General features: G+C 52.3%; 20 protein-coding genes. 19 read left to right on the top strand and 1 reads right to left on the bottom strand.

The window, feature by feature from the left end; all coding sequences use genetic code 11:
- The first annotated feature begins 100 nt into the window (after positions 1–100).
- The 5 genes from DESHY_RS09080 (at position 101) to spoIIE (ending at position 4,783) form a co-directional block, all read left to right on the top strand.
- Positions 101–334 carry a helix-turn-helix transcriptional regulator gene (locus tag DESHY_RS09080; RefSeq protein ID WP_008412153.1) on the top strand — a complete coding sequence of 78 codons (234 nt, stop codon included), beginning with the start codon at positions 101–103 and terminating at the stop codon, positions 332–334.
- The gene (locus tag DESHY_RS09085) at positions 331–777 is read left to right on the top strand and encodes an FtsB family cell division protein (protein WP_008412155.1); all 447 of its coding nucleotides are present in this window, start codon (positions 331–333) and stop codon (positions 775–777) included. The genes DESHY_RS09080 and DESHY_RS09085 overlap by 4 nt, the downstream gene beginning before the upstream one ends.
- A gap of 93 nt (positions 778–870) precedes the next feature.
- Positions 871–1,257, top strand: coding sequence for a S1 RNA-binding domain-containing protein (locus DESHY_RS09090; RefSeq protein ID WP_008412156.1), 387 nt, complete (start codon positions 871–873; stop codon positions 1,255–1,257).
- Between the two features lie 80 nt (positions 1,258–1,337).
- Positions 1,338–2,240: a Ppx/GppA phosphatase family protein gene (locus DESHY_RS09095; RefSeq protein WP_008412157.1), complete on the top strand. Its 903-nt coding sequence runs from the start codon at positions 1,338–1,340 to the stop codon at positions 2,238–2,240.
- Between the two features lie 77 nt (positions 2,241–2,317).
- Entirely contained in the window at positions 2,318–4,783 is a 2,466-nt protein-coding gene (spoIIE, locus tag DESHY_RS09100) for a stage II sporulation protein E (protein WP_008412158.1), read from the top strand.
- A gap of 51 nt (positions 4,784–4,834) precedes the next feature.
- Here the strand turns inward: spoIIE and DESHY_RS13690 are convergent, their stop codons facing one another.
- Positions 4,835–5,080 (bottom strand): hypothetical protein, encoded by a 246-nt coding sequence (locus DESHY_RS13690; protein WP_235695551.1) that lies wholly within the window; start codon positions 5,078–5,080, stop codon positions 4,835–4,837.
- Positions 5,081–5,262: 182 nt separating this feature from the next.
- Here DESHY_RS13690 and tilS point away from each other — a divergent pair, with 182 nt between their 5' ends.
- The 14 genes from tilS (at position 5,263) to DESHY_RS09170 (ending at position 23,971) form a co-directional block, all read left to right on the top strand.
- Positions 5,263–6,684 carry a tRNA lysidine(34) synthetase TilS gene (gene tilS, locus DESHY_RS09105; RefSeq protein WP_008412159.1) on the top strand — a complete coding sequence of 474 codons (1,422 nt, stop codon included), beginning with the start codon at positions 5,263–5,265 and terminating at the stop codon, positions 6,682–6,684.
- Between the two features lie 75 nt (positions 6,685–6,759).
- Positions 6,760–8,586 carry an ATP-dependent zinc metalloprotease FtsH gene (gene ftsH / locus DESHY_RS09110; protein ID WP_008412160.1) on the top strand — a complete coding sequence of 609 codons (1,827 nt, stop codon included), beginning with the start codon at positions 6,760–6,762 and terminating at the stop codon, positions 8,584–8,586.
- 111 nt (positions 8,587–8,697) lie between these two features.
- Positions 8,698–9,147, top strand: coding sequence for a nucleoside-diphosphate kinase (gene ndk, locus DESHY_RS09115; RefSeq protein ID WP_008412161.1), 450 nt, complete (start codon positions 8,698–8,700; stop codon positions 9,145–9,147).
- A 289-nt stretch (positions 9,148–9,436) separates the two neighbouring features.
- Complete coding sequence (locus DESHY_RS09120) at positions 9,437–9,829, top strand: thioesterase family protein (RefSeq protein ID WP_008412162.1); 393 nt, start codon at positions 9,437–9,439, stop codon at positions 9,827–9,829.
- Positions 9,830–9,921: 92 nt separating this feature from the next.
- Positions 9,922–11,625 carry a formate--tetrahydrofolate ligase gene (locus tag DESHY_RS09125; RefSeq protein ID WP_008412163.1) on the top strand — a complete coding sequence of 568 codons (1,704 nt, stop codon included), beginning with the start codon at positions 9,922–9,924 and terminating at the stop codon, positions 11,623–11,625.
- A 247-nt stretch (positions 11,626–11,872) separates the two neighbouring features.
- Positions 11,873–12,445: a glycerol-3-phosphate responsive antiterminator gene (locus DESHY_RS09130; protein ID WP_008412164.1), complete on the top strand. Its 573-nt coding sequence runs from the start codon at positions 11,873–11,875 to the stop codon at positions 12,443–12,445.
- A 303-nt stretch (positions 12,446–12,748) separates the two neighbouring features.
- Complete coding sequence (gene phnD, locus DESHY_RS09135; RefSeq protein WP_008412166.1) at positions 12,749–14,446, top strand: phosphate/phosphite/phosphonate ABC transporter substrate-binding protein; 1,698 nt, start codon at positions 12,749–12,751, stop codon at positions 14,444–14,446.
- 387 nt (positions 14,447–14,833) lie between these two features.
- Complete coding sequence (locus DESHY_RS09140; RefSeq protein WP_008412168.1) at positions 14,834–15,544, top strand: MIP/aquaporin family protein; 711 nt, start codon at positions 14,834–14,836, stop codon at positions 15,542–15,544.
- A 70-nt stretch (positions 15,545–15,614) separates the two neighbouring features.
- Positions 15,615–17,117, top strand: a complete 1,503-nt coding sequence (glpK, locus tag DESHY_RS09145; RefSeq protein WP_008412170.1) for a glycerol kinase GlpK — start codon at positions 15,615–15,617, stop codon at positions 17,115–17,117.
- Between the two features lie 105 nt (positions 17,118–17,222).
- The gene (glpA, locus tag DESHY_RS09150) at positions 17,223–18,827 is read left to right on the top strand and encodes an anaerobic glycerol-3-phosphate dehydrogenase subunit GlpA (protein WP_008412171.1); all 1,605 of its coding nucleotides are present in this window, start codon (positions 17,223–17,225) and stop codon (positions 18,825–18,827) included.
- Positions 18,827–20,089 carry an anaerobic glycerol-3-phosphate dehydrogenase subunit GlpB gene (gene glpB, locus DESHY_RS09155; RefSeq protein WP_008412173.1) on the top strand — a complete coding sequence of 421 codons (1,263 nt, stop codon included), beginning with the start codon at positions 18,827–18,829 and terminating at the stop codon, positions 20,087–20,089. The genes glpA and glpB overlap by 1 nt, the downstream gene beginning before the upstream one ends.
- Positions 20,090–21,310: an anaerobic glycerol-3-phosphate dehydrogenase subunit C gene (locus DESHY_RS09160; protein ID WP_008412175.1), complete on the top strand. Its 1,221-nt coding sequence runs from the start codon at positions 20,090–20,092 to the stop codon at positions 21,308–21,310.
- A 140-nt stretch (positions 21,311–21,450) separates the two neighbouring features.
- The gene (gene pyk / locus DESHY_RS09165; RefSeq protein ID WP_008412176.1) at positions 21,451–23,184 is read left to right on the top strand and encodes a pyruvate kinase; all 1,734 of its coding nucleotides are present in this window, start codon (positions 21,451–21,453) and stop codon (positions 23,182–23,184) included.
- Positions 23,185–23,212: 28 nt separating this feature from the next.
- Positions 23,213–23,971 (top strand): DeoR/GlpR family DNA-binding transcription regulator, encoded by a 759-nt coding sequence (locus DESHY_RS09170; protein WP_008412177.1) that lies wholly within the window; start codon positions 23,213–23,215, stop codon positions 23,969–23,971.
- The last annotated feature ends 2 nt before the right edge of the window (positions 23,972–23,973 follow it).

Consider the following 23,973-nt stretch of genomic DNA (forward strand, 5'->3'; position numbering starts at 1 on the left):
GTAATTTTGTACTATAAATGTAATAAATTTGTCCACAACCTGGGTATAAGCCGGGGATAACCTGTGGACAGTTTGTGGATGGGGGACGGGGGTAGGATAAGTGCAGGTGGAAATAAGGGGGGCAGAAAAACTCAGCTTTCGCGAGCGCCAGGTGGTGACCCTGAAGGAAATGGGCTATTCCACCGAAAAGATTGCCGCCAGGCTAAAGCTGAGTCCCAGTTCCGTAGCTACCTTGTATAACCGAGCCCGGGCCAAAGGATATCAGGTTGTAATAGTGATACCGGGACAAAACCTGGGTCTGTTTGACCCTGAGGAGGAGGAAACGGTTGAATGATTTCCACCGGTAAAGGAAAAATAACCGAACTTAAACTGTACCGGGAACAACCGGCAACAAACGAGCCCATGCGGCGCCGCAGCAAAAGAGGCGGAGCAGCCCTGATGGTTTCGATATTGTTTGTGGCTTATATGATATTTTCCCTGGGCAGCCAGTTTAAAAAACTGCATGATATGCAAAACAGCATGGAGCTGTTGCAAAACCAAGTACAAGAACTGAAGACCCGGAATGCGGCCCTGCGGGAGGAAATTAAATTAATTAAATCAGATTCTTATGTAGAGCAAGTGGCCAGAGAACAGTTGGGGTTGGTGAAGCCGGGGGAAACGCTGGTGGTTCAGGTTCAGTCGCCCCAGCCAGCCGACGCTAAAACATCCTCCCGGTCAACCGGTGAAAAACAGCAGGGCGAAGGGTTTAACATAAAATACAAGAACATCTATGACTGATTGAATCATTCGTATTGACACCTGTTGCGCCGTTGCCATATACTTTAAGATAAGAATGTTTGGCTTGCCAATTAAGGAGGCACTTGCAAGTACATGTCGTTGGAACAAGGGAATATCGTAGAAGGTGTTGTAACCGGCATTACCAGCTTTGGGGCCTTTGTTGAACTGCCGGGAGGCCGTACCGGGTTGGTGCATATTTCTGAGGTTGCAGAGGTATATGTAAAGGATATTAATGATTTTCTGAAAGTAAACGATAAGGTTAAAGTCAAGATTATTTCTGTGGACCCCAAAGGAAAGATCGGTTTGTCTCTTAAGCAAGCCAATCCTTCAACCAACAACCGGGCACCGCGTAAAGCCAGATTTGAACCGTCCTTTGAAGACAAGCTGGCTAAGTTTATGAAAGAAAGTGACGAGCGTTTGTCTGATTTGAAAAGGCAAACTGAATCCAAACGGGGTGGCCGTGGCGGTTTCCGCTATTAAATCTCATCACTGTAATTATAAGCATTCTCGCTCAGGGGAATGCTTATTTGTATTTATAGACAAAAGTTGGGGGGAAATTTATGCTTGTAGCCAGCATTGATATCGGTACTAATTCAACCAGGTTTTTACTGGCCAGGGTCAGCGACCAACAGGTAGATCATGTAAAAAGCGGCTTGCTTACCACCCGCCTGGGACAGGGGATCAACCGGGGCCGCCTGCTGCCGGAGGCGATGGAACGAACGGTGGCAGCCATCCAGGAGTTTCTTAAAGAATTGGCACCTTATCAACCCGGCGGCATTATTGCTGCCGCCACCAGTGCTGTCAGGGATGCCGCCAACCGGGAGGAATTTATTCATCTGGTGCGACAAACAACCGGCTTGGAAGTGGTTGTTCTAAGCGGTGAGGAGGAAGCGGCCGCCGCTTACCGGGGGGTACTGGCCGGCTTGCCGGTGACGGCAGCCAATACCCTGGTGTTGGATGTGGGGGGTGGCAGCACCGAAATAATTTGGCCCGGTCATTCTGCACTGCGGTATGCCAGCCTGCCTGTCGGGGCGGTACGCATGACCGAAGGGGGGCACAGCGAAAAACAAATCAAAGAAATAATGCAGCCCGTTCTGACAGAAATTAAAAACAGCCAACCGGATGATCCGGTCCTGGTGGCGGTAGGGGGAACGGCCACTACTCTGGCGGCCGTATCACTGCAATTGAAAGACTACCGACCAGAATTGGTGCATGGCTGCCGGTTGTCTGCCGCTGAGATTAACCGGCTGTTTTCCCTGCTGGAGACGGCAGGGCCCGCCGGCAGGCTGAAAATGATTGGTTTGCAGCCGGAACGGGCCGACATTATTCTGGCAGGTGTCACCATTATCAAAATTGTCCTGGATACCCTGGCACTGCCTGGTTTAACCGTATCCGAAAGTGATATACTGTACGGTTTGGCCTGGGAATTAGGGCAACAGTTGTCGAAACAAAAACTGGAATAACCTACCAATAATGACAGATATTTTCCAATCCTTATACTATAATGAGGCTAAAGCGACAAAGTAAGGGGTTGGAATGATTGTTTGAACGCACGGACGTCTATACATATCAACGGGCGAAACAGGGATGGCAGGCCGGTAAGGAGCCGTACGCCCGTCAAACTGCGCCGAGGCATACCGGTAGGGCCGGCCGGGCGGCTTTAGCCTGGCTGGGACGAGCGCTGGCCCGCGAGCAGCTGCTGCTTTGTTTGGCGGGATTTTTTCTGGGGCGGGTGGTGCTGCTGGGTGAGTTAAGCCCCTGCGGTATTAGTTTTCTGTGTGCCGTTACCTGGACCTGGGGAGCCATGCTGTTGCCGCTGCTGTCGGTGCTGCTTGGTTTATTAACGGTTGCCGGCGGGGCCGCTTTGTGGAGTACCGGTACTGCTGTATCGGTGGCATTTTTCATCCTGCTGTCAATACAAAGCCGTATCCGAAGACCGTGGCTGGCGGTGCCGGGTTTGGCGGCAGTTACTTTACTGACGGTAAAAAGCATTTTTATCTGTGTTCAGGGCCCGGCGCTGTACCCTTATATCACAGCCGGCTTGGAAGCAGTGATGGCCGGCGTATTAACGTTTTTATATTTGCAAGGGCTGGCGCCTTTTATGCGAGGCGGTTTTACCAGAACCCTGAGCGGGGAAACCCTTTTTTGCCTTTTGGTTCTGCTGGCGGGCATTATTGCCGGTACCGGCGGGCTGGCCTATGCAACCGTGAGTTTGCGGGGCGTGTTGAGCCGCTTTGTTATTTTGCTGGCTGCTTGCAGCGGCGGTGCGGGGGTGGGGGCGGCCGCCGGGGCGCTGACCGGGGTTATCCCCGGCCTGGCCTTTGCGGTGGCGCCGCTGATAGTGGGTGCTTACTCTTTTGCCGGCACGCTGGCGGGTGCCGTGCGGGGTTTTGGCAAGCCGGCAGTGGCCGGCGGATTTTTGCTGGGGAATATCCTGCTGACCATTTATGCAGCTGAGTACAGTGACTTAAAGAGTATACTGGCAGAAACAGCCGTGGCTACTTTGCTGTTTTTGTTGTTTCCTGCTGCCTGGCAGGCAAAATTGCAGGAATACTTGCCCGGGTTTAAGAAAGAGGCGGCGGCACCCCGGCCGGTACAGGGCAACCGGCTGAGGGAGCTGACAGTGGAACGCATCCGCAGTTGGGCTTCCGTATTTAATGAGTTAGCCAGGAGTTTTGCCCAGGTTTCCAGTACCGTACAGCAGAGCCAGGAGGATCACGGTTTGCAACAACTGTTTGGGGAGCTGAGCAAAAAAGTTTGTGATGGATGCGCCCTTTACCGCACATGCTGGGAGAGAGATCTTTATCGTACCTGCCAGAACATGCTGGACATGCTGTCGGTTGTAGAACTGCAGGGTAAAATTACCATTGACGACTTGTCCGATGACCTGAAAAAAAGGTGTGCCCGGCTGAAAGAAATGTCCATAACCCTTACTTGCCTGTACGACACCTATAAAGTAAACAATTATTGGCACCGGCGACTGTTGGAAAGCAGGGAATTAGTTTCAGAACAATTAAAAGGGATTGCGCAAATTATGGAAAACATGTCCGGGGAATTGGAGTTTGATGCGGAGTTGAACGGGGAAATTGACGAAGCCCTGCGCAGCCGCTTTCATAAACTGGGCATACCGGTGGAAGATGTGTATACACTGCATAAAGAGGACGGCTTGATGGAGGTGGGCGTGGTAAAACAAGCTTGCCATGGTGAAATGGCATGCCGTTTTACGGTTGCCCCGGTGGTGTCAAAGGTGGTAGGCAGAAACTTTAATGTAGCCAGCACCAACTGCCAATTAAAGGAAGGGGAGGATAAATGCAGCTTTAAGCTATATCCCGCCCTGAAGTATATTTTGTCGGTCGGTGTGGCCAAAGTGGCTAAAGACGGCCAGGCTGTGTGCGGCGACAGTCATGCCGTCTTGCAACTGAAGGAGGGACGAATGGCCCTGTTGCTATCGGACGGGATGGGAACAGGCGTTAAGGCAGCCAAAGAAAGCGGTACCATTATTTCTTTGTTGGAGCATTTGTTGGAATCGGGTTTTGGCCAGGACCTGGCTGTTAAAACCGTCAACTCCATTATGATGCTGCGCTCGGCGGAAGAAACCTTTTCTACGGTTGACCTGACGGTGGTGGATCTGTATACCGGACATGCTTCTTTCCTTAAAATTGGTGCAGTACCCAGTTATATTTTACGGGGACGCCGGGTAACCGTTGTCAAAGCCAATTCACTGCCGGTGGGCGTTGTAGAGAATTTGCAGTTTGCAGCCATTAACCGGACGCTGGCTGCAGGGGATCTGCTGGTGATGGTCAGTGACGGTGTGTTGGATGCTTACCGGGGCAGTGATGCGGATCAAGACCGGTGGATGAGCGGGATAGTGCAGGGGCTTGGCCAGGTTGGGGCACAAGAAGCTGCCGAGAGGATTTTGCAGGCAGCCTGCAGTGCTGCCGGGGGCGGCATACCGGACGACATGGCAGTTATCACCGCCCGCCTACAAGAGGGGGATAATTTTTAGCCGGCATGGCAGAGATAATAAACGAAAATATTGTTGATACCGGGGTGACTTTTAGTCATCCCAGACTGTAGACAAAGGTTGTGAAACAAAGTGAGGTGGTTTTATGATCCCCTGCCGGCGACTTGTCGAAGCACCGGTAACAGCACTTGATGAGCGAAAGGAGCCATTGGGGGGGGCGCCCACAGGATGTGGGCGCCAGCCGAACCGGGCCAGGATGGCCCGTTTGAGGCGACCCCAAGGGCGACCGGAGCGAATCATAGTGCTGTCGGTGCGTAGACCGGAGCCAAAGGGGATCATAAACCACCGATAATGTTTGGCGACACTCCGGGGGGTGACTTTCAGTCACCCTTCACAGCTTTGTACCTCCCTTAACCGGACGGTTGCAGACTAAACTTAGCGGCGGTTTATGTTGCGGGGAAGGAAATTGTTGCACTGTGTTGAACTTACTAAACATACAGAAATGAGGTAGGAGATCGCCCATGGAGGTGTTGGATAAGGTTCGCCAAGAAATTGCCCGGCATAACATGATTGAGCCGGGACAATTGATTGTTGTGGGAGTTTCCGGCGGGCCGGATTCAGTGGCGCTGTTGCATATCCTGCATACTTTGGCGGGGGAGTTGGGCATAAAACTGCACGCAGCTCACTTGAATCACCGGTTCCGGGGGGAAGAAGCCCGGCAGGATGCCCTGTTTGTCAGGCAATTATGCTCCAACTGGGGTATACCGTGCACCATCGAGGAACGCGATGTCCCGGGCTATGCCAGGCAAAAGCATTTATCTGCCCAGGTAGCAGCCAGAGAAGTACGCTACCGGTTTTTTTACGAAGTTCTGCAGGCCGCCGGGGGGCAAAAGATTGCCCTGGCTCACCAGGCTGACGACCAAGCAGAGTCGGTTTTGCTGAATCTGTTGCGCGGTGCGGGTGCCGGGGGGTTAGCAGGTATCCCGCCGGTACGGGACAATCTTATCATACGCCCCCTGCTAAGCCTGCGGCGGCAAGAGATTGAGCAGTATTGCCACAGGCAGCGAATCGGTTTCCGGACGGATAGTTCTAATTTAAAAACGGCCTACCGGAGAAATAAAATCAGGCATGTTTTGATACCTCTGCTGGAACGGGAGTATTCACCCGGGCTGGTAAATATTTTGGTGCGTACGGCTGAACAGCTGCGCACCGAGGATGAATTCATGGAACATTTGGCTGAACAGGCCTACAGACAGGTTTTGCTTACCCGGAACAGCCGCCGTTTAGAACTGGCCCGGGGAGAACTGGCCCGGCAACCGGTTGCCCTGGCCCGGCGGATTATCAGGCTGGCCTGGCAGGAGATCCGGGGCTCTAAACAGGATCTAACCTATGACCATGTTGAACGGTTGTTGGCACAGTTGCCGGGAGGGGGGCCGCAGCGGCACTGGGAACTGCCCGCCGGCATTACTGTTCGCTTGACCTATGACAGGCTAACCTTGTTGAAGGAGTACGGCCGTAATTCCCTTAACCTGCCTGTTTATCCCCTGCCGGTTCCCGGCAGCGTGGCGACCGCATCCGGCAGCACCATAACCAGCCTGTTGCTCAGGCGGCAGGATTTTACAGGCAACCCCCGGGAGCTGCCCGCCCACCAGGCGGTGCTGGACTATGCCCAAGTAACCCTGCCTCTGGCCGTCAGATTCAGGCAGGAGGGTGATGTGCTGGTGCCCTTTGGACTAGGCAAGCCGGTTAAACTAAAAAAAATACTTATTGACCTTAAGATACCCAGACACCGGCGGGACAGCATTCCGCTGGTGGTGGAGCAAAAAACGGGCAGGATTTTATGGGTGGCCGGTATTCGCCTGGCCGACGGCGTAGGAATCAGTGAGACAACTGAAAAAATAATTCTATTGCGATTGGAAAATGGGCATCATAGTAATACATAAATTGATAACAACTAGCTCTTGTGGTAAAATATTGATTATGTTGGGACTGGGCTTGACAGGGAGGAGTGACATTTTTTGAATAAGGTTCTGAAAAACCTTAGCATCTATCTTTTAATTGTGCTGGTTATTATTTTTTTAATCCAGTTTACAGGGGAAAAGAAAAACGCGGTTGTGCCACTGCGGTATGACGAATTTATTACCGCATTAGGACAAAATAAAATTCAATATGTTGAAATGACCACCGATAAATCAACCAACATGATTATCGGCAAGTTTAAAGACGGCCGGGATTTTCAAACCAACGGGCCTATTTTGGATCAGTCCTTAATTCCTTTGCTGATGGAAAAAAATGTCCAGTTTAAACAAGTTCCCCCGCCGGAGCCTTCCTGGTGGACCGGTCTGTTAACAACTATGCTGCCCATTCTTATTTTTGTGGCGCTGTTCTTCTTTATGATGCAGCAGAGCCAGGGCGGCGGCAACCGGGTAATGTCCTTCGGCAAAAGCAAAGCCAAGCTGCATACGGACGAAAAGAGAAAAGTAACTTTTGAAGATGTGGCGGGAGCGGACGAAGTAAAGGAAGAACTGGCTGAAATTGTAGATTATTTGAAAAATCCTAAAAAATTTAACGAAATCGGTGCCAAAATACCTAAAGGAGTGCTGTTATTCGGGCCTCCCGGCACCGGTAAAACTCTGCTGGCCAGGGCGGTGGCAGGTGAAGCGGGAGTGCCTTTCTTTTCCATTTCCGGTTCTGATTTTGTGGAAATGTTCGTGGGTGTAGGTGCTTCCCGGGTGCGTGATTTGTTTGAACAAGCCAAAAAAAATGCTCCCTGTATTGTATTTATAGATGAAATCGACGCCGTTGGCCGTCAGCGGGGCGCCGGTCTGGGCGGCGGCCATGACGAGCGGGAACAAACCCTTAACCAACTGCTGGTAGAAATGGATGGGTTTAATCCTAACGAGGGCATTATTATTGTGGCGGCTACCAACCGTCCGGATATTCTGGATCCGGCCTTGCTGCGACCCGGTCGCTTTGACCGGCAAGTTGTGGTGGACCAGCCGGATGTTAAGGGCAGAGAAGAAATTCTTAAGGTGCATGCCCGCGGCAAACCATTGGAGGAAGATGTAAATTTAGAAGTGCTGGCCCGCCGGACACCGGGTTTTACCGGTGCAGATCTGGCCAATTTAATGAACGAGGCGGCCCTGCTGGCTGCCCGTTCCGGCAAGAACAAAATTGGCATGCGGGAACTGGAAGACTCGATTGAAAGAGTTATTGCCGGTCCGGAGAAAAAATCTAAAGTAATTTCCGAAAAGGAAAAACGCTTGGTTTCATATCATGAAGCAGGCCATGCCCTGGTGGGCTACCTGTTGCCCAATACAGACCCGGTGCATAAGGTTTCTATTATTCCCCGGGGTCGGGCGGGCGGCTATACATTGTTGCTGCCCAAAGAAGACCGTTATTACATGACCAAATCCATGTTGCTGGATCAGGTAGTCATGCTGCTGGGCGGTCGGGTTGCGGAAGATGTGGTGCTGAAAGAAATCAGCACCGGCGCCCAAAATGACCTGGAGCGGGCCACCGGCATTGTCCGCCGCATGATTATGGAATACGGCATGAGCGAGGAGCTGGGGCCCCTCACCCTGGGGCATAAGCAAGATACCCCGTTCCTGGGCCGGGATATTGCCCGTGACCGCAATTACTCCGAAGAAGTGGCCTACGCCATTGACCGGGAAGTGCGCAAGATGATTGACCAGGCCTACGGTAAAGCGAAAGATTTGTTGACGAAACACAGGGATACCTTGGACAAAATTGCCGGGGTATTGATGGAAAAAGAAACCATTGAAGCGGAAGAATTTGCTCAATTAATGCGGGAATCCGGTTTGGAAAAACCGGTTATGGCATAACAGGCATGTATTATGCCAAACGTTGACAGCCGGGGATTGACAGAATAATTTATCGACTAAAGAGTGTGCCGCATAGCCGGCACACCTCTTTTGTATCAGGAGGAGGATAATATGGAACGCACTTATTTAATGGTCAAACCCGACGGAGTTCAACGGGGACTGGTTGGTCAAATTATCAGCCGCTTTGAGCAAAGGGGCTACAAAATTGTCGGTTTGAAGATGATGCAAATTACCCGTGAGCTGGCAGAAAAGCATTACGGGGAACACGCAGGCAAGCCCTTTTTCCAGGGACTGGTTGACTTTATTACGTCCGGCCCGGTGGTGGCGATGGCAGTGGAAGGCAAGGATGTGGTGGCAACCGCCCGTGAAATGATGGGAGCAACCAACCCTCTAAAAGCCGCACCCGGCACCATTCGTGCAACCTACGGAGTGGATGTGGGGCGCAATGTTATTCACGGCTCAGATTCGCCGGCCAGTGCCGAGAGGGAAATTGCCTTGTTCTTCCGGCCGGAGGAACTGGTGGATTACGGGCGGGCCATTGATGCCTGGATTTACGAATAAGCTATAGAGATTATTTCTCCGGTAAAAGCCGGCTGGCCAAAGTGGTTTTATGATCCCCTGTCAGCACTTGTCGAAGCACCGGCAGCCCCCCTGGCAAACGGGGCGAACCTCAGTGCTGTCGGTGCACAGACCGGAGCTAAAGGGGATGATAAACCACAGGCAATGTCCAAACCCTGGCCGGTTTAAATGTTGCCGGCTGTTTGTGTTTCAAAGACAACCGGAGATTTTTGTTTTGGATATAATAGTAAGGATGTATAGGCTTGCAAAAATACCACAGGAGGATGGATAGGTGGAACTGACAGTAGGCATGTGCCATGAAACAAGCACCACAGTAACAGAAAATCAGACCGCCATAGCCTATGGCAGCGGCGGGGTACGCGTGTTTGCCACCCCGGCCATGATTGGCTTGATGGAGAAGGCGGCGCTGGAACTGGCCGACCAATGCCTGCCGGCGGGACAAACCACCGTAGGTACCCTGGTAAACGTTAAACATACTGCTGCCACGCCGGTGGGTATGCGGGTGGTAGCTAGGGCAACCCTCACGGAAATTGACGGCAAACGGCTGGTTTTCAGGGTGGAGGCAACGGATGAAACCGGTCCGGTTGGTGAAGGTACCCATGAACGTTTTATAATTAACCTGGAAAAATTCCTGCAAAAGGTAGAAAGCAAGCTCTCCCGATAAGCCGTCAGCATAAAGACTGGCTCAATAGGCAGCCGGGCGGCCTTTCTTTTATTTTATAAGCAATCAAGGATGACGTGAGGGGGTTGGACAAGTTGAAGCATGTTCCCAGCGATTTAGAGATAGCTCAGGCCCATCAAATGCTGCCCATCAGCGAGGTGGCAGCCGGCATCGGTCTGGGGGAAGATGATATTGACCTGTACGGCAAGTATAAGGCCAAGATTAAACTGGATGTCTTGCACAAGTTTCAAGACAGGCCCCAGGGCAAATTAATTGATGTTACCGCCATCACGCCGACGCCCCTGGGAGAAGGCAAAACGGTAACCACCATAGGCTTAACTCAGGGCTTGGGTAAAATAGGCAAAAGAGTTATTACTACCCTGCGTCAGCCTTCCATGGGCCCGGTTTTTGGCATTAAGGGCGGGGCGGCCGGCGGCGGCTATGCCCAGGTGGTGCCGATGGAAGATATTAATATACACTTTACCGGCGATATTCATGCGGTACAGGCTGCCAACAACCTGCTGGCGGCCATGATTGACACTTCCATCCTGCTGGGCAATCCCCTTAATATCGACCCGATGACAGTTATGTGGAACCGGGTATTGGATACCAACGACCGGGCTCTGCGGGATATTGTCATCGGTCTGGGCGGCAAAGAGAACGGCTACCCCCGCCAGACCGGCTTTGACATGGCGGTGGCCTCAGAGGTAATGGCTATTTTGGCGCTGGCTGAAAACCTGCATGACTTGCGCCGGCGCCTGGGCCGCATTGTAGTTGCCTATACTTATGAGGGCAAACCGGTCACCGCCGAAGACCTCAAGGCGGCCGGGGCCATGACGGTCATCATGAAGGAAGCCCTGAAACCCAACCTGGTGCAAACCCTGGAGGGACAAGCCTGCATCATGCATGCAGGGCCTTTTGCCAATATCGCCCATGGCAACAACTCGGTACTGGCGGACAAAATTGCCCTTCGGCTGGCCGATTATGTAGTAACTGAAAGCGGTTTCGGTTCTGACCTGGGCATGGAAAAATTTATGAATATCAAATGCCGCCAATCCGGCCTGCGGCCCAGCTGCGTGGTGATTACCTGCACTATCCGGGCTTTAAAGATGCATGGCGGACTTGGCCATGTGGTGGCCGGCAAACCCCTGCCGGCAGAACTGACCCGGGAGAACCTGCCGGCGCTGGCCCAGGGTTGTGCCAACCTGGCGCACCATATTAAAGTGGCCGGTTACTTCGGGGTACCGGTAGTGGTGTCCATTAACCGCTTTTCCACTGACACGGATGCGGAGGTGGCGTTGGTGCGGCAAAAGGCTTTGGAGGCAGGGGCTCTGGGCGCTTATCCCATTACCGTTTGGGCGGATGGCGGGGAAGGAGCTGTGGAGCTGGCCGAAGCAGTGGTTGCTGCCTGCGAAAAACCCGCTGATTTCCAACTGCTTTATCCGGATCACCTTAGTATTAAAGAAAAAATTGAGATTCTTGCCACCAAGGTTTATAATGCGGACGGCGTGATCTATGAACCTTTGGCGGAAAGAAAAATTAAGCAATTTGAGGAACTTGGCCTGGGACGGTTGCCTATTTGCATGGCCAAAACCCACCTTTCTGTCAGCCACGACCCAGCCCGCAAGGGGTTGCCGCACAACTATCTGTTCCCCATCCGGGACATCCGGGCTTCGGTTGGGGCCGGTTTCCTGTATCCGCTGGCCGGTGCCATGCGGACCATGCCCGGGTTGGGCTCAAAACCGGCGGCCCACCAGGTGGACATAGACGAACAGGGCCGTACGGTAGGGTTGTTTTAGAGTAATTAAAAATAACAAACCGGCGCCGTTTCTTGCGGTGCCGGTCTACTTACTGATTATGCATGTAATAATGGAATGAGTCTTGGCGTATAAGATATTCACCGTCCGCGAGTCCCGTCAATTGAGCAAACAGTAAGCATTATCGAACGTGGCTTACAAGAGATCAACCCGGAACCAGGACTGTGGCTAAAGACTCGGGCATTTGACCGAACAGTGGCTTCGCTGTGGGCAACAGGAGGCAATAAGCATGGAATCATTAATCAAGATATTATTAAATAAGCCTGTGGCAGCAGCAGTCAGGCGGCTGGATGACATGGAAGAAGTATTAAGGCATCCCAATATAAACGCAATCTTTCTTTTAGGTGGCGATATAAACTCTTTGCCACCGGTAGTCAAAAGGGTGCGGACGACAAGCAAGCTGTTATTTATTCATATAGATTTATTAGAAGGAATTGGCAAAGACCGGGCAGGAATTCATTTGCTCAAACGTATGGGCGTTCATGGCATTGTGACAACAAAAGGCAACCTGGTAAAATACGCCAGAGAAGAAGGCCTTTATGTAATACAGCGTGTATTTATTGTAGATTCAGAATCGGTTAAAACTGCCATTAAGGTTGCCGAAAACATCAAACCTCATGCAGTGGAAATATTGCCGGCTACTATCCCTTCATATGTTATTAGCGATATGAAGAAAGCTCTGGGCCTGCCTGTTTTAGGCGGCGGGCTTTTAAAAACGGAGGAGGATTTGCGCGAGGCGCTGGACAAAGGGTTTGACGCTATCAGCACCAGCTTGCGGTTTCTCTGGAACGTAAATGTTTAATGAGTGCTTATTGATTGAAAAATAAATAATTTTAAAAAATTTATAATTTACCAAGAGGAAAATAAAAAAAGTCACGAATAGTATTAATGTAAGCTAAAAATAATTTGATAGTGCGGTCAGAGTAAACGGAGAAAACCGTACGGCAGTTTCCTTTGGGGAAGTTATTTTGCTGCGATGTTTTCCGTGCTCTGATAGTTAAATTTGTCGAAGGGAAACGGCCATTTGGTGCGTGTTATATGTACGCTGGCCGTTTTTTTGTTTGTTTTGTTATTTTGTTTAATGGTTTATTGCTGGGGGGATTTTATGTTTAAATTAAAAACAAAGGCTGATGCTTTGCCTGATCAAAGCAATGAACTGTTATTGCTGGCAGAGAAATTAGGATTTGATGCCTACCAAGTTAAATGGACGGTGCAAGAAAACTATGAAGCTGTTAAAAGCATTGTAAAAACAGTTAATGATAACAACCAGGAAATAATCTCCGGCGTATCAGGTTTGCAAGAAATATCAGGTGTTGCGAAGGCTGTGGAAGAACTGGCCCAAAAAGTTGCAGGAAATTGTACGGCAGCTCTTACAAAAGCCCAGACCAATAACTTGTACATTCATGAAATAGAAAAAGAGTTGTTGGCAATAGTTTACGAGATGAAAATTTTCGCTAACTCAGCTGAAAAATTGCAAAATCTTTCTGAACATATTGCCCGTTTTGTTGGTGAGGTCAGAGATATTGCGCGACAGACTAATTTATTGGCTCTCAATGCAGCCATTGAAGCCGCCCGGGTTGGTTTGGCCGGCAAAGGTTTTGCAGTTGTGGCGGATGAAATAAAAAAACTGGCAGATGTAAGCGCGATGTCTGCCAGGAGCATCCAACAAACATCTGAACAAGTTACGGCAGGGATTTATGAAGTGGCTACCGGTGCGCAAGACAGTGCAAACAAATTAAATCAGGTTGGTTCAAAGATAAAACAGTGCGGCAAAACATTTGCTGAGTTAGTGGGCGTGTTCGAAGAAATAACCACTTTAAATTCTGAATTATTTGAAGGGGCAACCAAACAAGCCCTTGCCACAGAAGATATTGCGCAAGTGTTTACCAATATTTCTGCATCTACCAAGCAGGTACAGCAAGTTGTAGCGAATCAACAAAGACATCATGAATATCTCCATCAATTAATTGATAAAATAAGCAACAATATATACTTAGTACAAAAGGAAGCAGTCTGCTATAAAGGAAGAAAAGAACTGTTATTTGGCATTAATCCAGCCATGAGCCCGGATACGATCAGAGAACTTTATCTGCCGGTTATAAATGCTCTTTGCAACAACCTGGGTTATCAACCGAGAATCATTATAGCTGCTGACTATAATGCTTTAGCGGATAGTTTGCATGACCGAATTATTGATGTGGGCTGGTTTTCTCCGTTAGCATATGTAAATGCTTCGGCTAAGCAGAAAATTATTCCTCTGGCCACGCCGATTGTTAATGGAGCATCTTCTTATAAGGGATATATTGTAACCACTAAAGAAACAGGAATTACTTCCCTGGCTGAACTAAAAGGAAAAAGAATTGCTTTTGTTGATCCAAAGTCTGCTTCGGGTTATGCTTATCCACGGTTGCTGTTGCGTCAACAGGGAGTTGATCCGGATCAACAATTGGGGGAATGCATCTTCCTTGGTACTCATAGCCGGGTGATTGATGCAGTCCTTTCCGGAGCGGTAACAGCCGGTGCAACCTACACAGAGGCAATTGATGAAGCAAAAAAACGGGGTTTGCCGGTGGAAAGAATGGTTTACTTAGCTGAAACGCCGCCTATACCAAAGGATTGTCTGGCAGTTCACACTTCTTTTGATAAAAATTTATTGAAAAAAGTTCAACATATTTTACTTACCTTGGCAGATAGCAGTGAGGGACAAAGAGTTTTGCTGAACACTTCGATTCAAGGGTTTATTAAAGCAAGGGATGAGGATTATAATATTGTGCGTGAAATAGCTAATATTAACAAGACCTAAAATATTTTTTAACAAGGCAGCAGGAATTTTGTATTAGGTGCAGAAATATAAAAAAATATAAAATAGTCACGCAAAAACTTGATATGTGGTTAGGAGTTTTGGAGATAACCCCTGTCAGGCATTTAATGCAAAATGCCTTAAAGGGGTTTTTATTTTTGCTCCTTCTGGCCAGGAGAAAAGGAGAGGGCCCGGGGCGAATATTCTTTCAAGAATATTTGTTGCGGGTAGTTTTTTTGAAAGGAGGTAAGACGGGGTTTTATCTCAACTGCCTGCAGGCCGTAATATCCAGTGGAACAAGTTGCTTTTTGCGATTAAATTAAGTGTAGACAACTTGGTATGATGCTTAAAACCAACTAAATTAATTAATTTATAACGGGGGAGTATGATATGTCTGCTTTTTTGGCTGAAATTATAGGAACCATGCTGCTGATTATTTTCGGCGGCGGGGTGGTGGCCGGTTGTGTGCTGAAAAAATCCAAGTCCGAAAACGGCGGTTGGATAGTTATTACCTGTGGCTGGGGATTTGGGGTTGCGGTGGCTGTTTATGCGGTGGGTTCCATCAGCGGCGCCCATTTAAACCCGGCGGTAACCGTTGCCCTGGCCACCATCGGCAGCTTTCCCTGGGCGCAAGTGCCCACTTATATAGCCGGACAGATGATCGGTGCCTTTTTAGGGGCAGTGGTGGTCTGGCTGCATTATTTGCCCCACTGGGCGGCCAGTGATGACAAGGCGGCCAAGCTGGCTGTGTTCAGCACCGGCCCGGCTATTCGCAGCTACGGGGCTAACCTGCTCAGTGAAATTATTGGTACCTTTGTGCTGGTGCTGGGTATCCTGTCTATCGGCGCCAACAAGTTTGCCGAAGGTTTAAATCCCTTTATTGTAGGCATTCTCATTGTGGCCATCGGTCTTTCGCTGGGAGGTACCACCGGCTATGCCATTAACCCGGCCCGTGACCTGGGGCCTCGCATTGCTCACTTTGTGTTGCCGATTGCCGGCAAAGGTGATTCGGATTGGAGCTATGCCTGGGTGCCGGTGGTAGGCCCCATCATCGGCGGTGTGCTGGGAGCGCTGTTCTATAAAACTTTCTTCGGGGCATAAAGTCTGCCCGGTGGTTGCTGCTCTTAACTGCAATGGCGCAAAAAAATACAATTAACAGGGAGGTTGCATGATGGAAAAGAAATATGTCTTAGCCCTGGACCAGGGAACCACCAGCTGCCGTGCCATTTTGTTCGACCGTGACAGCAATATTAAAGGGGTGGCCCAGAAGGAATTTACACAAATTTATCCGAAAGCCGGCTGGGTGGAACATGATGCAGAAGAAATTTGGAGCACCCAGTACGGTGTGATTGCCGAAGTTATTGCCAAAACCGGTATTAACCCGGCGGAAATTGCCGCCATCGGCATTACCAACCAGCGGGAAACCACGGTGGTTTGGGATAAAACCACCGGCAAACCGGTGTATAACGCCATCGTCTGGCAGTGCCGCCGCACCGCCGGTATCTGCGACGAGTTGAAGGCTAAAGGGTTGGAACCGGTTTTCCGCAGCAAAACCGGCCTGGTGGTAGATGCTTACTTCTCCGGCACCAAAGTTAAGTGGATTTTAGACAACGTGGCAGGTGCCCGGCAAAAGGCCGAACAAGGGCAACTGCTCTTTGGCACCATGGATACCTGGTTGATCTGGAATCTGACCGGGGGCAAGGTGCATGTAACCGATTATTCCAACGCTTCCCGTACCCTGATGTATAATATTAGGGAACTGCGCTGGGATGAAGAACTGCTGCGGGAACTGGGCGTACCGGCCGGCATGTTGCCGGAAGTGCGGCCTTCCAGTGAGGTGTACGGCGAAACCGATCCGAAAAACTTCCTGGGTCATGCGGTGCCCATTGCCGGGGTGGCCGGGGACCAACAGGCAGCGCTGTTTGGCCAGGCTTGCTATCAACCGGGCGTGGCTAAAAACACCTACGGTACCGGTTGCTTTATGCTCATGAATACCGGCGACCAACTGTATGATTCCCAAAACGGCCTGTTGACCACCATCGCCTGGGGCCTGGACGGCAAGGTGGAATATGCCCTGGAGGGCAGTATCTTCATTGCCGGGGCAGCTATCCAATGGCTGCGGGATGGCTTGAAGATACTGGAAGCAGCGCCGGACTCCGAATACTTTGCCAGCAAAGTGCCTGATACCGACGGCGTTTACCTGGTGCCGGCCTTTGCCGGGCTGGGCGCACCTTACTGGGATATGCGGGCCAGAGGTGCCATTGTGGGCCTGACCCGGGGCACCACCAAAGAGCATATTATTCGGGCGGCCCTGGATTCCCTGGCTTACCAAACCAAAGATGTGCTGGGGGCCATGGAGGCGGATTCCAATATTAAGCTGCAGGCCCTGAAAGTAGACGGCGGTGCGGTAGCCAACAACCTGCTCATGCAGTTCCAGGCTGATATTCTTGGTGTGCCGGTGGAACGGCCAAAAGTAATTGAAACCACCGCCATGGGTGCGGCCTACCTGGCCGGGTTGGCAGTGGGCTTCTGGCAAAGCAAGGAAGAGCTGGCCGACCGCTGGCAGCTGGATCGCCGCTTTGAGTGCCGGATGGATGAGGTTGCCAGAAATAAACTTTACAACGGTTGGCAGCGGGCGGTTAAACGCAGTATGGATTGGGCTGTTGAAGACTAATTTGATAGCGGCTTGAGAGATGGAGAAAGCCACACAATAACAGGAACCCCGCCTGTATTGTGTGGCTTTTTTGCCATTTATTTGTTGTGTCAAGGGGGATTGAAGATGGCGACAGAACATGTGCGGGTCGTAGTAATTGGCGGCGGTGCCACCGGTACAGGTATCCTGCGGGACTTAGCCCAGAGGGGGATACCGGCGCTGCTGGTGGAACAGGGGGATTTAGCCCACGGTACCAGTTCCCGCTTTCACGGGTTGTTGCACAGCGGTGCCCGTTATGCCGTTAAGGATCAAGAGGCGGCCAGGGAATGTATCGAAGAAAATATGATTTTGCGCCGTATTGCGCCAAATTGTGTAGAAGAAACAGGTGGTTTGTTTGTCCAGCTGCCGGAGGATGACCCGCAGTACACAGAACGGTGGATTGCCGCCTGCGCGCAGGCGGGTATTGACTGCCAGGAAGTGGACGTAAAGGAACTGGTCAGGCAAAATCCGGTTTTATCCCGGGAAATTTGCAGGGCTTTTCGTGTGCCGGACTGTGCAGTGGACGGTTTTCGCATTCTCTGGAGCAATGTTCATGCCGCCCGGCGGGATGGTGCCAGGGTTTTAACCTATCACCGGGTAACGGCTATTCATCAAAAAAACGGCAGGGTTACCGGGGTAACCCTGGTTAACCAACTTAACGGTCAAACCACAAATGTTGAATGCGAAATGGTAATTAACGCTGCGGGTCCCTGGGGCGGCGAGGTTGCCGCCATGGCCGGCCTGACGGTACCGGTTATTAAGGATAAGGGTACCCTGGTGGCCTACAATCATCGACTGACCAATATGGTGGTAAACCGCCTGCGGCCGCCGGGGGACGGGGATATTTTTGTACCCCATGGCACCATTACGATCCTGGGGACCACTTCCGCCACGGTAGATGATCCCGGTTGCACAAAACCGGGTTACCAGGAAGTGCTGGAGCTTATTAAAATTGGCCAGGAAATGATGCCGGAATTGGCTGACTACCGGTTGATCAGGGCCTTTGCCGGCGTCAGGCCGCTGTACCAGGAAAACGGTGCTGCCGGCGGCCGGTCGGTAACTCGCAACTTTGCCCTGCTGGATCACCGGCAGCGGGACGGCTTAACCGGTATGGTCAGCATTGTGGGCGGCAAATTTACCACCTTCCGCCTGATGGCGGAAAAAACCGTTGATCTGGTGGCCGGCCAGCTGGGCGTTCAGGCTCCCTGCCGGACAGCCCGGGAACCCCTGACCGCGCCGGTGCCGCCGGAATTGCTGGAACGGGGCAAAAAAGTTTTTGGTGTTCCGGGGGCGAAAAAAGCAGCTGACAGATTGGGAGATAATTTTGCCCGGCTGGTGGAAGCGGTGGAAAAACAGCCTGATAAAGGCAAAATTCTTTGCGAGTGCGAAGTGGTCAGCCTGGCAGAAATTGAACTGGCGGCCCACAGCGGTGACAGCTTTACCCTGGGCGACATCCGCCGCAAGACCCGCATGGGCATGGGCACCTGCCAGGGCACCTTTTGCGGTTACCGGGCCCTGGGTGTATTAAGTGCTTATCCCCGGTTTGCCGGCGATCACCGGGAATACTTAAATAAGTTTCTGCAAAAACGCTGGCGAGGCATGCGGCCGGTGCTATGGGGCCAGCAACTGCGGGAAGCCCAGCTTTCCACCGGCATTTATTGCACATTATTGGCAATGGAGAGAATGAGGTAATGAACAAGTATGCAGATGTCTTAGTTATTGGAGCCGGCTTGTCCGGATTAATGGCCGCTGCCAAAGCGGTGGAAGACGGTAAAAAAGTAACGCTGGCGGCCAAAGGTATGGGAGCGCTGGGGCTGTCCTCCGGCTGCATTGATCTCTGGGGCTATAGCCTGGATGACCCGTACCGGGTAAGCCAGGATCCCTGGCAGGACATAGCCCGGTTATGTGCAGTCAGACCGCAGCATCCCTATGCCAGGTTGCAGGATGTACTAAAGGAAAGCCTGCTTTTTTTTCAACAGCTTTGCCAAAAGAACGGAAACCAGTACTTGGCCCCTCCGGCAGGCAACCGGTTGCTGCCTACTGCCCTAGGCACCTGGCGGCCCACTTATCTGGCGCCCGCCGGCATGGCTGCCGACAATTTGCAGCAGGCTGACCACATTCTGGTGGTGGGTTTTGAGGAACTGAAAGATTTTTACCCCCATGTATTGGCGGCTAATATAAGCAAGTCCGGCCTGTTAAAAACAAACTGCCGGGTCAACACTGCCATGGTTAGCGCCGGCGGCGGCGAACTCAGCCCCGGCACGCTGGCGCACCGTTTAGAAGACCCGGCGCGGCTGGCCGATGTGGCGGCGCAAATCAAACCCGGTTTGCAGCCGGAAGCCGTTTTGCTGCTGCCGCCCGTTTGCGGGGAACGCTGGGATACCCGGGTGCTTCAACGTTTAAGCCAATTACTGGGACACCGGGCTTATGAAGTAACCAACATTCCGCCGGCTTTGCCCGGCCAAAGGCTGCAGCAAATGCTGCTGCATCACCTGAAGCAGCGAGGTGTGGAAGTGCTGCTGGGCTGTACGGTGAGCGGGGCCCGGCTGACGGGCAAGCGCTGCAGCGAGGTATTGGCCGGCGGTGCCGGTAAAACCATCAACATAGCTGCCAAGACCGTAGTGCTGGCTACCGGATCGTTTCTCGGCGGCGGGCTTTGGGCTGAACCGGGGCAGGCTTGGGAAAGCATTTTTCGCCTGCCGGTGGCCGGCCGGTCAGGTAAATGGTCGGCCAGGGATTTCCTGTCACTGGAGGGTCACCTGTTTAATCAAATGGGCATCAACGTGAATGATAATTTGCAACCGGTGGACGACGCGGGCCGGGTGATTCTGGAAAATGTGCTGGTTACCGGCGCCAACCTGGCCGGCAGCAACCACTCTGTCGAAAAGTGCGGCAACGGAGTGGCGGTGGCTTCAGGATACAAGGCCGGCAAGCTGGCCGGGGAGGTGTTTTAGGTGAGTGAAAACCGTTATGCGCTGGATAACTGTATAAAATGCTCGATCTGTGTGTCTCATTGCCCGGTGGCCCGGGTAACAGATAAATTTGCCGGCCCCAAGCAAAACGGGCCGGATCTGGAGCGATTCCGGCTAGAGGACCCGGCGGCGGTGCATCCGTCCATTGGCTATTGCACCAATTGTAAAAACTGTGATGTGGTTTGTCCTTCGGGCGTGGCCATATCAGCCATGAATTGCCGGGCCAAGGGAGCCTATGTGTCCCTGCACGGTGCTCCCCTGCGGGATAAGCTGCTGGCCGGGGTAGACCGCATGGGCAGGGCGGCCCGGCTGGCTCCCTGGCTGGTCAACCGGCTAACCGGCTGGCAGCCGTTCCGCCTGCTGGCAGAAAAAACCCTGGGCATCAGCAGCCGGATGACCATGCCCCGCTATGCCGGCAAAACCTTTCGGCAATTATATAAGCCTGTTCATGTTCGTGGCAGCTCGAGAAAAGTCTTGTACTACCCGGGCTGCTATGTCAATTACAATAATCCCCGGGTGGGATTGGCCCTGGCGGCGGTTCTGGCCCACAACAATATCCGGCTGGAAGTGGCTGATTTTGACTGCTGCGGCTTGCCCCTGACAGCTAACGGCTTGCTTGCTGAAGCCAGGGCGAAAGCAGCAAAAAACCTGGCCAGGCTGCTGGAATATGTTGACCGGGGTTATCAGGTAATTACCACCTGCCCCAGCTGCTATCTTACTCTGGGCCAGGAATACAGTGAACTTTTTCAGTTAGACAGCCGCCCCCTGCAAGAAAAATTAACGGACGCCTTTGTCTTTTTAAGTCAGTTAAAGCAGCAAGGGGAGCTGGCTGTATCTTTTCAAGAACTGCCCCTGCGCTTTGGTTATCATCAGCCCTGCCACTTAAAAGCAGCCGGCTGCGGCGTGCCGTCCCAGGCCCTCCTGCAATTAATTCCCGGTTTGCAGGTGGTGGATCTGGATGCAGGCTGCTGCGGCCTGTCAGGTACCTATGGCTTTAAAAAAGAAAAATACCCCGTCAGCCAGGCTATTGGCGACAATGTTAAGCGTGCCGTGCAGGAATCGGGGGTTGAGCAGGTTATTACTGAGTGCGGCATGTGTCAATTGCAAATCCGCCATTTGACCGGTGCAATGGTCTACCACCCCCTGCAGGTGCTGGCCGAGGCCTGTGTGCCGGGGGCCTGGTTAACCCCCGAATTAAGTTAATTTTTAAAAAAATGTTTATAAAAACAAATATTACAGCAGGAATGTGATTATTTGCACAGAATATATTGTTCATATAAACAATTATAAGTTTATTTAAACATGCCAGTGGTAAGTAATTAACCGCGGGGAGGACACGGCGGATGAGAAAAACCAAAATTGTATGCACCATTGGCCCGGCCAGCGAAAACAGCGAGCAGGTAAAGCGGCTGCTGGCGGCGGGCATGGATGTAGCAAGGCTGAACTTTTCCCATGGCACCCACCAGGAGCACGGCAGGCGCATCGCCGTGCTGCGGCAAGAGGCTGCCCGGATGGGCAAGCATCTGGCCATTATTCTTGATACCAAAGGGCCGGAAATTCGTACCGGTATGGTTCCTGAACAGGGGGTTTACCTGAACAGCGGCGCTACTTTTGTGCTGGACAGCGACCCGGCGCCCGGCTCACCTGAGCGGGTCAGCATTACCTATGCAGAGTTATGGCGGGAAGTGGAGCCGGGCACCCGTATCTTGATTGATGACGGGCAAATGGAACTGGAAGTTACCGCTGTGGCGCCGGAACGCATTACCACTGTGGTGCTTAGCGGCGGGCTTTTAAAATCTCAGAAGGGCGTCAATGTACCCGGCGCTTCCATCCAACTGCCGGCAGTTACCGCCAAAGACGAAGCAGACATCCGCTTTGGGCTGGCGCAGGGTATTGATTTTATTGCTGCCTCCTTTGTCCGCAAAGCGGCGGATGTTCTGGCGGTACGACGTATTGTAGAAGAAGCGGGAGCCGATGTGCAAATTATTGCTAAAATTGAAAACCGGGAAGGCTTGGCCAACCTGGATGCCATCTTGCAAGTGGCGGACGGGCTGATGGTGGCCCGGGGGGATTTGGGCGTGGAAATTCCGGCAGAAGAAGTACCCATTGCGCAAAAGGAAATGATTAAAAAGTGCAACTTGTTAGGCAAACCGGTAATTGTGGCCACCCAAATGTTAGATTCAATGATTCGCCAGCCTCGCCCCACCCGGGCGGAAGCCAGTGACGTGGCCAACGCCATTTTAGACGGGGCGGACGCCATCATGCTGTCCGGCGAAACCGCGGCCGGCAAATACCCGGTGGAAGCGGTAATGATGATGGATAAAATTGCCCGACGGACAGAAACTATACTAGCCAACCAGAGCCGGGAAAGAAGTCCCCATATTAATGTGACAGAAGCAATCAGCCATGCCGGCTGTACCATCGCCGAAGATCTTCAGGCAGCGGCCATTTTAACCCCTACTCATTCCGGGTTGACTGCCCGCATGATTTCCAAGCAGCGACCCCGCTGTCCCATTGTGGCTGCTACACCCTTTGCAGCCACGGCCCGGCGGTTGGCCTTGCAGTGGGGGGTACAGCCGCTGCTGGTTCCGGCCGGCGACGGCACAGATCAGGTGATGGCGGTGGCGGTAACCACTGCCTTGCAGCACCGGCTGGTGCAAACCGGCGATCTGGTGGTAATTACCGCCGGTGTACCGGCCGGTCAAACAGGCACCACCAACATGATTAAGATACAAGTGGTGGGCAACATCTTAACCAGGGGGGCGGGCATTGGCCGCCAGTCCTATGCCGGCACCGCCCGCTTGATTACTTCAGCGGACCCGGCAACCTTTAACAAGGGAGATATTTTAGTGGCCGCCTCGCTCGATGCTGATTTTATGCCGCTGGCGGCCAGGGCCGGAGCGCTGGTGGTGGAAGAAGGCGGTTTAACCTCCCCCGCTGCCATTGCAGCCCTGCATTTTGGCATCCCGGCAGTGGTGGGAGCGGCCGAGGCCCTGACAAAAATTTCAGAGGGCGAGACCATAACGGTGGATGCTCTCTCGGGGGCTGTTTACCAGGGTTCGGTAGCCATTTTATAGCACACATGGTTCAACAGGAGGCAACGGCATGATTGGTGAGCGCCAGGAGAAGATTCGTTTATTACTGCAGGAACGCGGCCATTTGACGGTGGCCGAATTGGCCCAGCATTTTGAAGTATCCGAAATGACCATTCGGCGGGACTTAAAGGCTCTTGCCGCACTGGGCCTGGTGCAGCGCGAACACGGACGGGCGCTTTACCCGCCGACAACCGGCCTGGCCAGTTTTATTTCCCGTTTAGGAGAGGCTGAGCGGGAAAAAACCGCCATTGGCCGCCTGGCAGCAGACCTGGTGGCAGAGGGTGATACCGTTATTCTTGATGCCGGGACAACCACGCTGGCCGTAGCACAGTTTATTCACAAATCCTGTGTGGTTATCACCAATTGCCTGCCCGTTGCCTCTGAACTGGCCAACCGCAGGGAAGATATCACTGTGCTGGTGGCCGGAGGCGAGGTGCGGGGCACTACCAACGCCCTGGTAGGGCCGCTGGCCCGGGCCGGCTTTGCGGGCTTCAATGCCGATAAGCTGTTTCTGGCGGCAACCGGGGTCAGCTTGGAGCGGGGGTTATCCACCAATAATATGCTGGAGTCAGAGATTAAACAAGCCATGCTGGATGCTGCCAGAGAGGTTATCCTGGTGGCTCACAGCGGTAAGTTTAATCATGTCTATTACCATACTTTTGCCCGCTGGGATAAGATACATACAGTAGTTACCGATACCGGCCTGCCGGCGGAAACCCGCCGGGAGCTGGAAAACCTGGGGATTAAGGTGCTGCTGGCACAGCCTTAAGC

This window comes from Desulforamulus hydrothermalis Lam5 = DSM 18033 (assembly GCF_000315365.1).
Taxonomy (GTDB): domain Bacteria; phylum Bacillota; class Desulfotomaculia; order Desulfotomaculales; family Desulfotomaculaceae; genus Desulfotomaculum; species Desulfotomaculum hydrothermale.

Excerpts from the sequence above, each read along its gene's own strand:
- DESHY_RS13690 (WP_235695551.1), bottom strand. The coding sequence starts at position 5,080 with ATGATCCCCTTTGGCTCCGGTCTACGCACCGACAGCACTATGATTCGC.
- phnD (WP_008412166.1), top strand. The coding sequence starts at position 12,749 with ATGTTTAAATTAAAAACAAAGGCTGATGCTTTGCCTGATCAAAGCAAT.
- tilS (WP_008412159.1), top strand. The coding sequence starts at position 5,263 with ATGGAGGTGTTGGATAAGGTTCGCCAAGAAATTGCCCGGCATAACATG.
- ndk (WP_008412161.1), top strand. The coding sequence starts at position 8,698 with ATGGAACGCACTTATTTAATGGTCAAACCCGACGGAGTTCAACGGGGA.
- glpA (WP_008412171.1), top strand. The coding sequence starts at position 17,223 with ATGGCGACAGAACATGTGCGGGTCGTAGTAATTGGCGGCGGTGCCACC.
- DESHY_RS09140 (WP_008412168.1), top strand. The coding sequence starts at position 14,834 with ATGTCTGCTTTTTTGGCTGAAATTATAGGAACCATGCTGCTGATTATT.
- glpB (WP_008412173.1), top strand. The coding sequence starts at position 18,827 with ATGAACAAGTATGCAGATGTCTTAGTTATTGGAGCCGGCTTGTCCGGA.
- pyk (WP_008412176.1), top strand. The coding sequence starts at position 21,451 with ATGAGAAAAACCAAAATTGTATGCACCATTGGCCCGGCCAGCGAAAAC.
- glpK (WP_008412170.1), top strand. The coding sequence starts at position 15,615 with ATGGAAAAGAAATATGTCTTAGCCCTGGACCAGGGAACCACCAGCTGC.
- DESHY_RS09130 (WP_008412164.1), top strand. The coding sequence starts at position 11,873 with ATGGAATCATTAATCAAGATATTATTAAATAAGCCTGTGGCAGCAGCA.
- DESHY_RS09095 (WP_008412157.1), top strand. The coding sequence starts at position 1,338 with ATGCTTGTAGCCAGCATTGATATCGGTACTAATTCAACCAGGTTTTTA.
- DESHY_RS09170 (WP_008412177.1), top strand. The coding sequence starts at position 23,213 with ATGATTGGTGAGCGCCAGGAGAAGATTCGTTTATTACTGCAGGAACGC.
- DESHY_RS09085 (WP_008412155.1), top strand. The coding sequence starts at position 331 with ATGATTTCCACCGGTAAAGGAAAAATAACCGAACTTAAACTGTACCGG.
- DESHY_RS09090 (WP_008412156.1), top strand. The coding sequence starts at position 871 with ATGTCGTTGGAACAAGGGAATATCGTAGAAGGTGTTGTAACCGGCATT.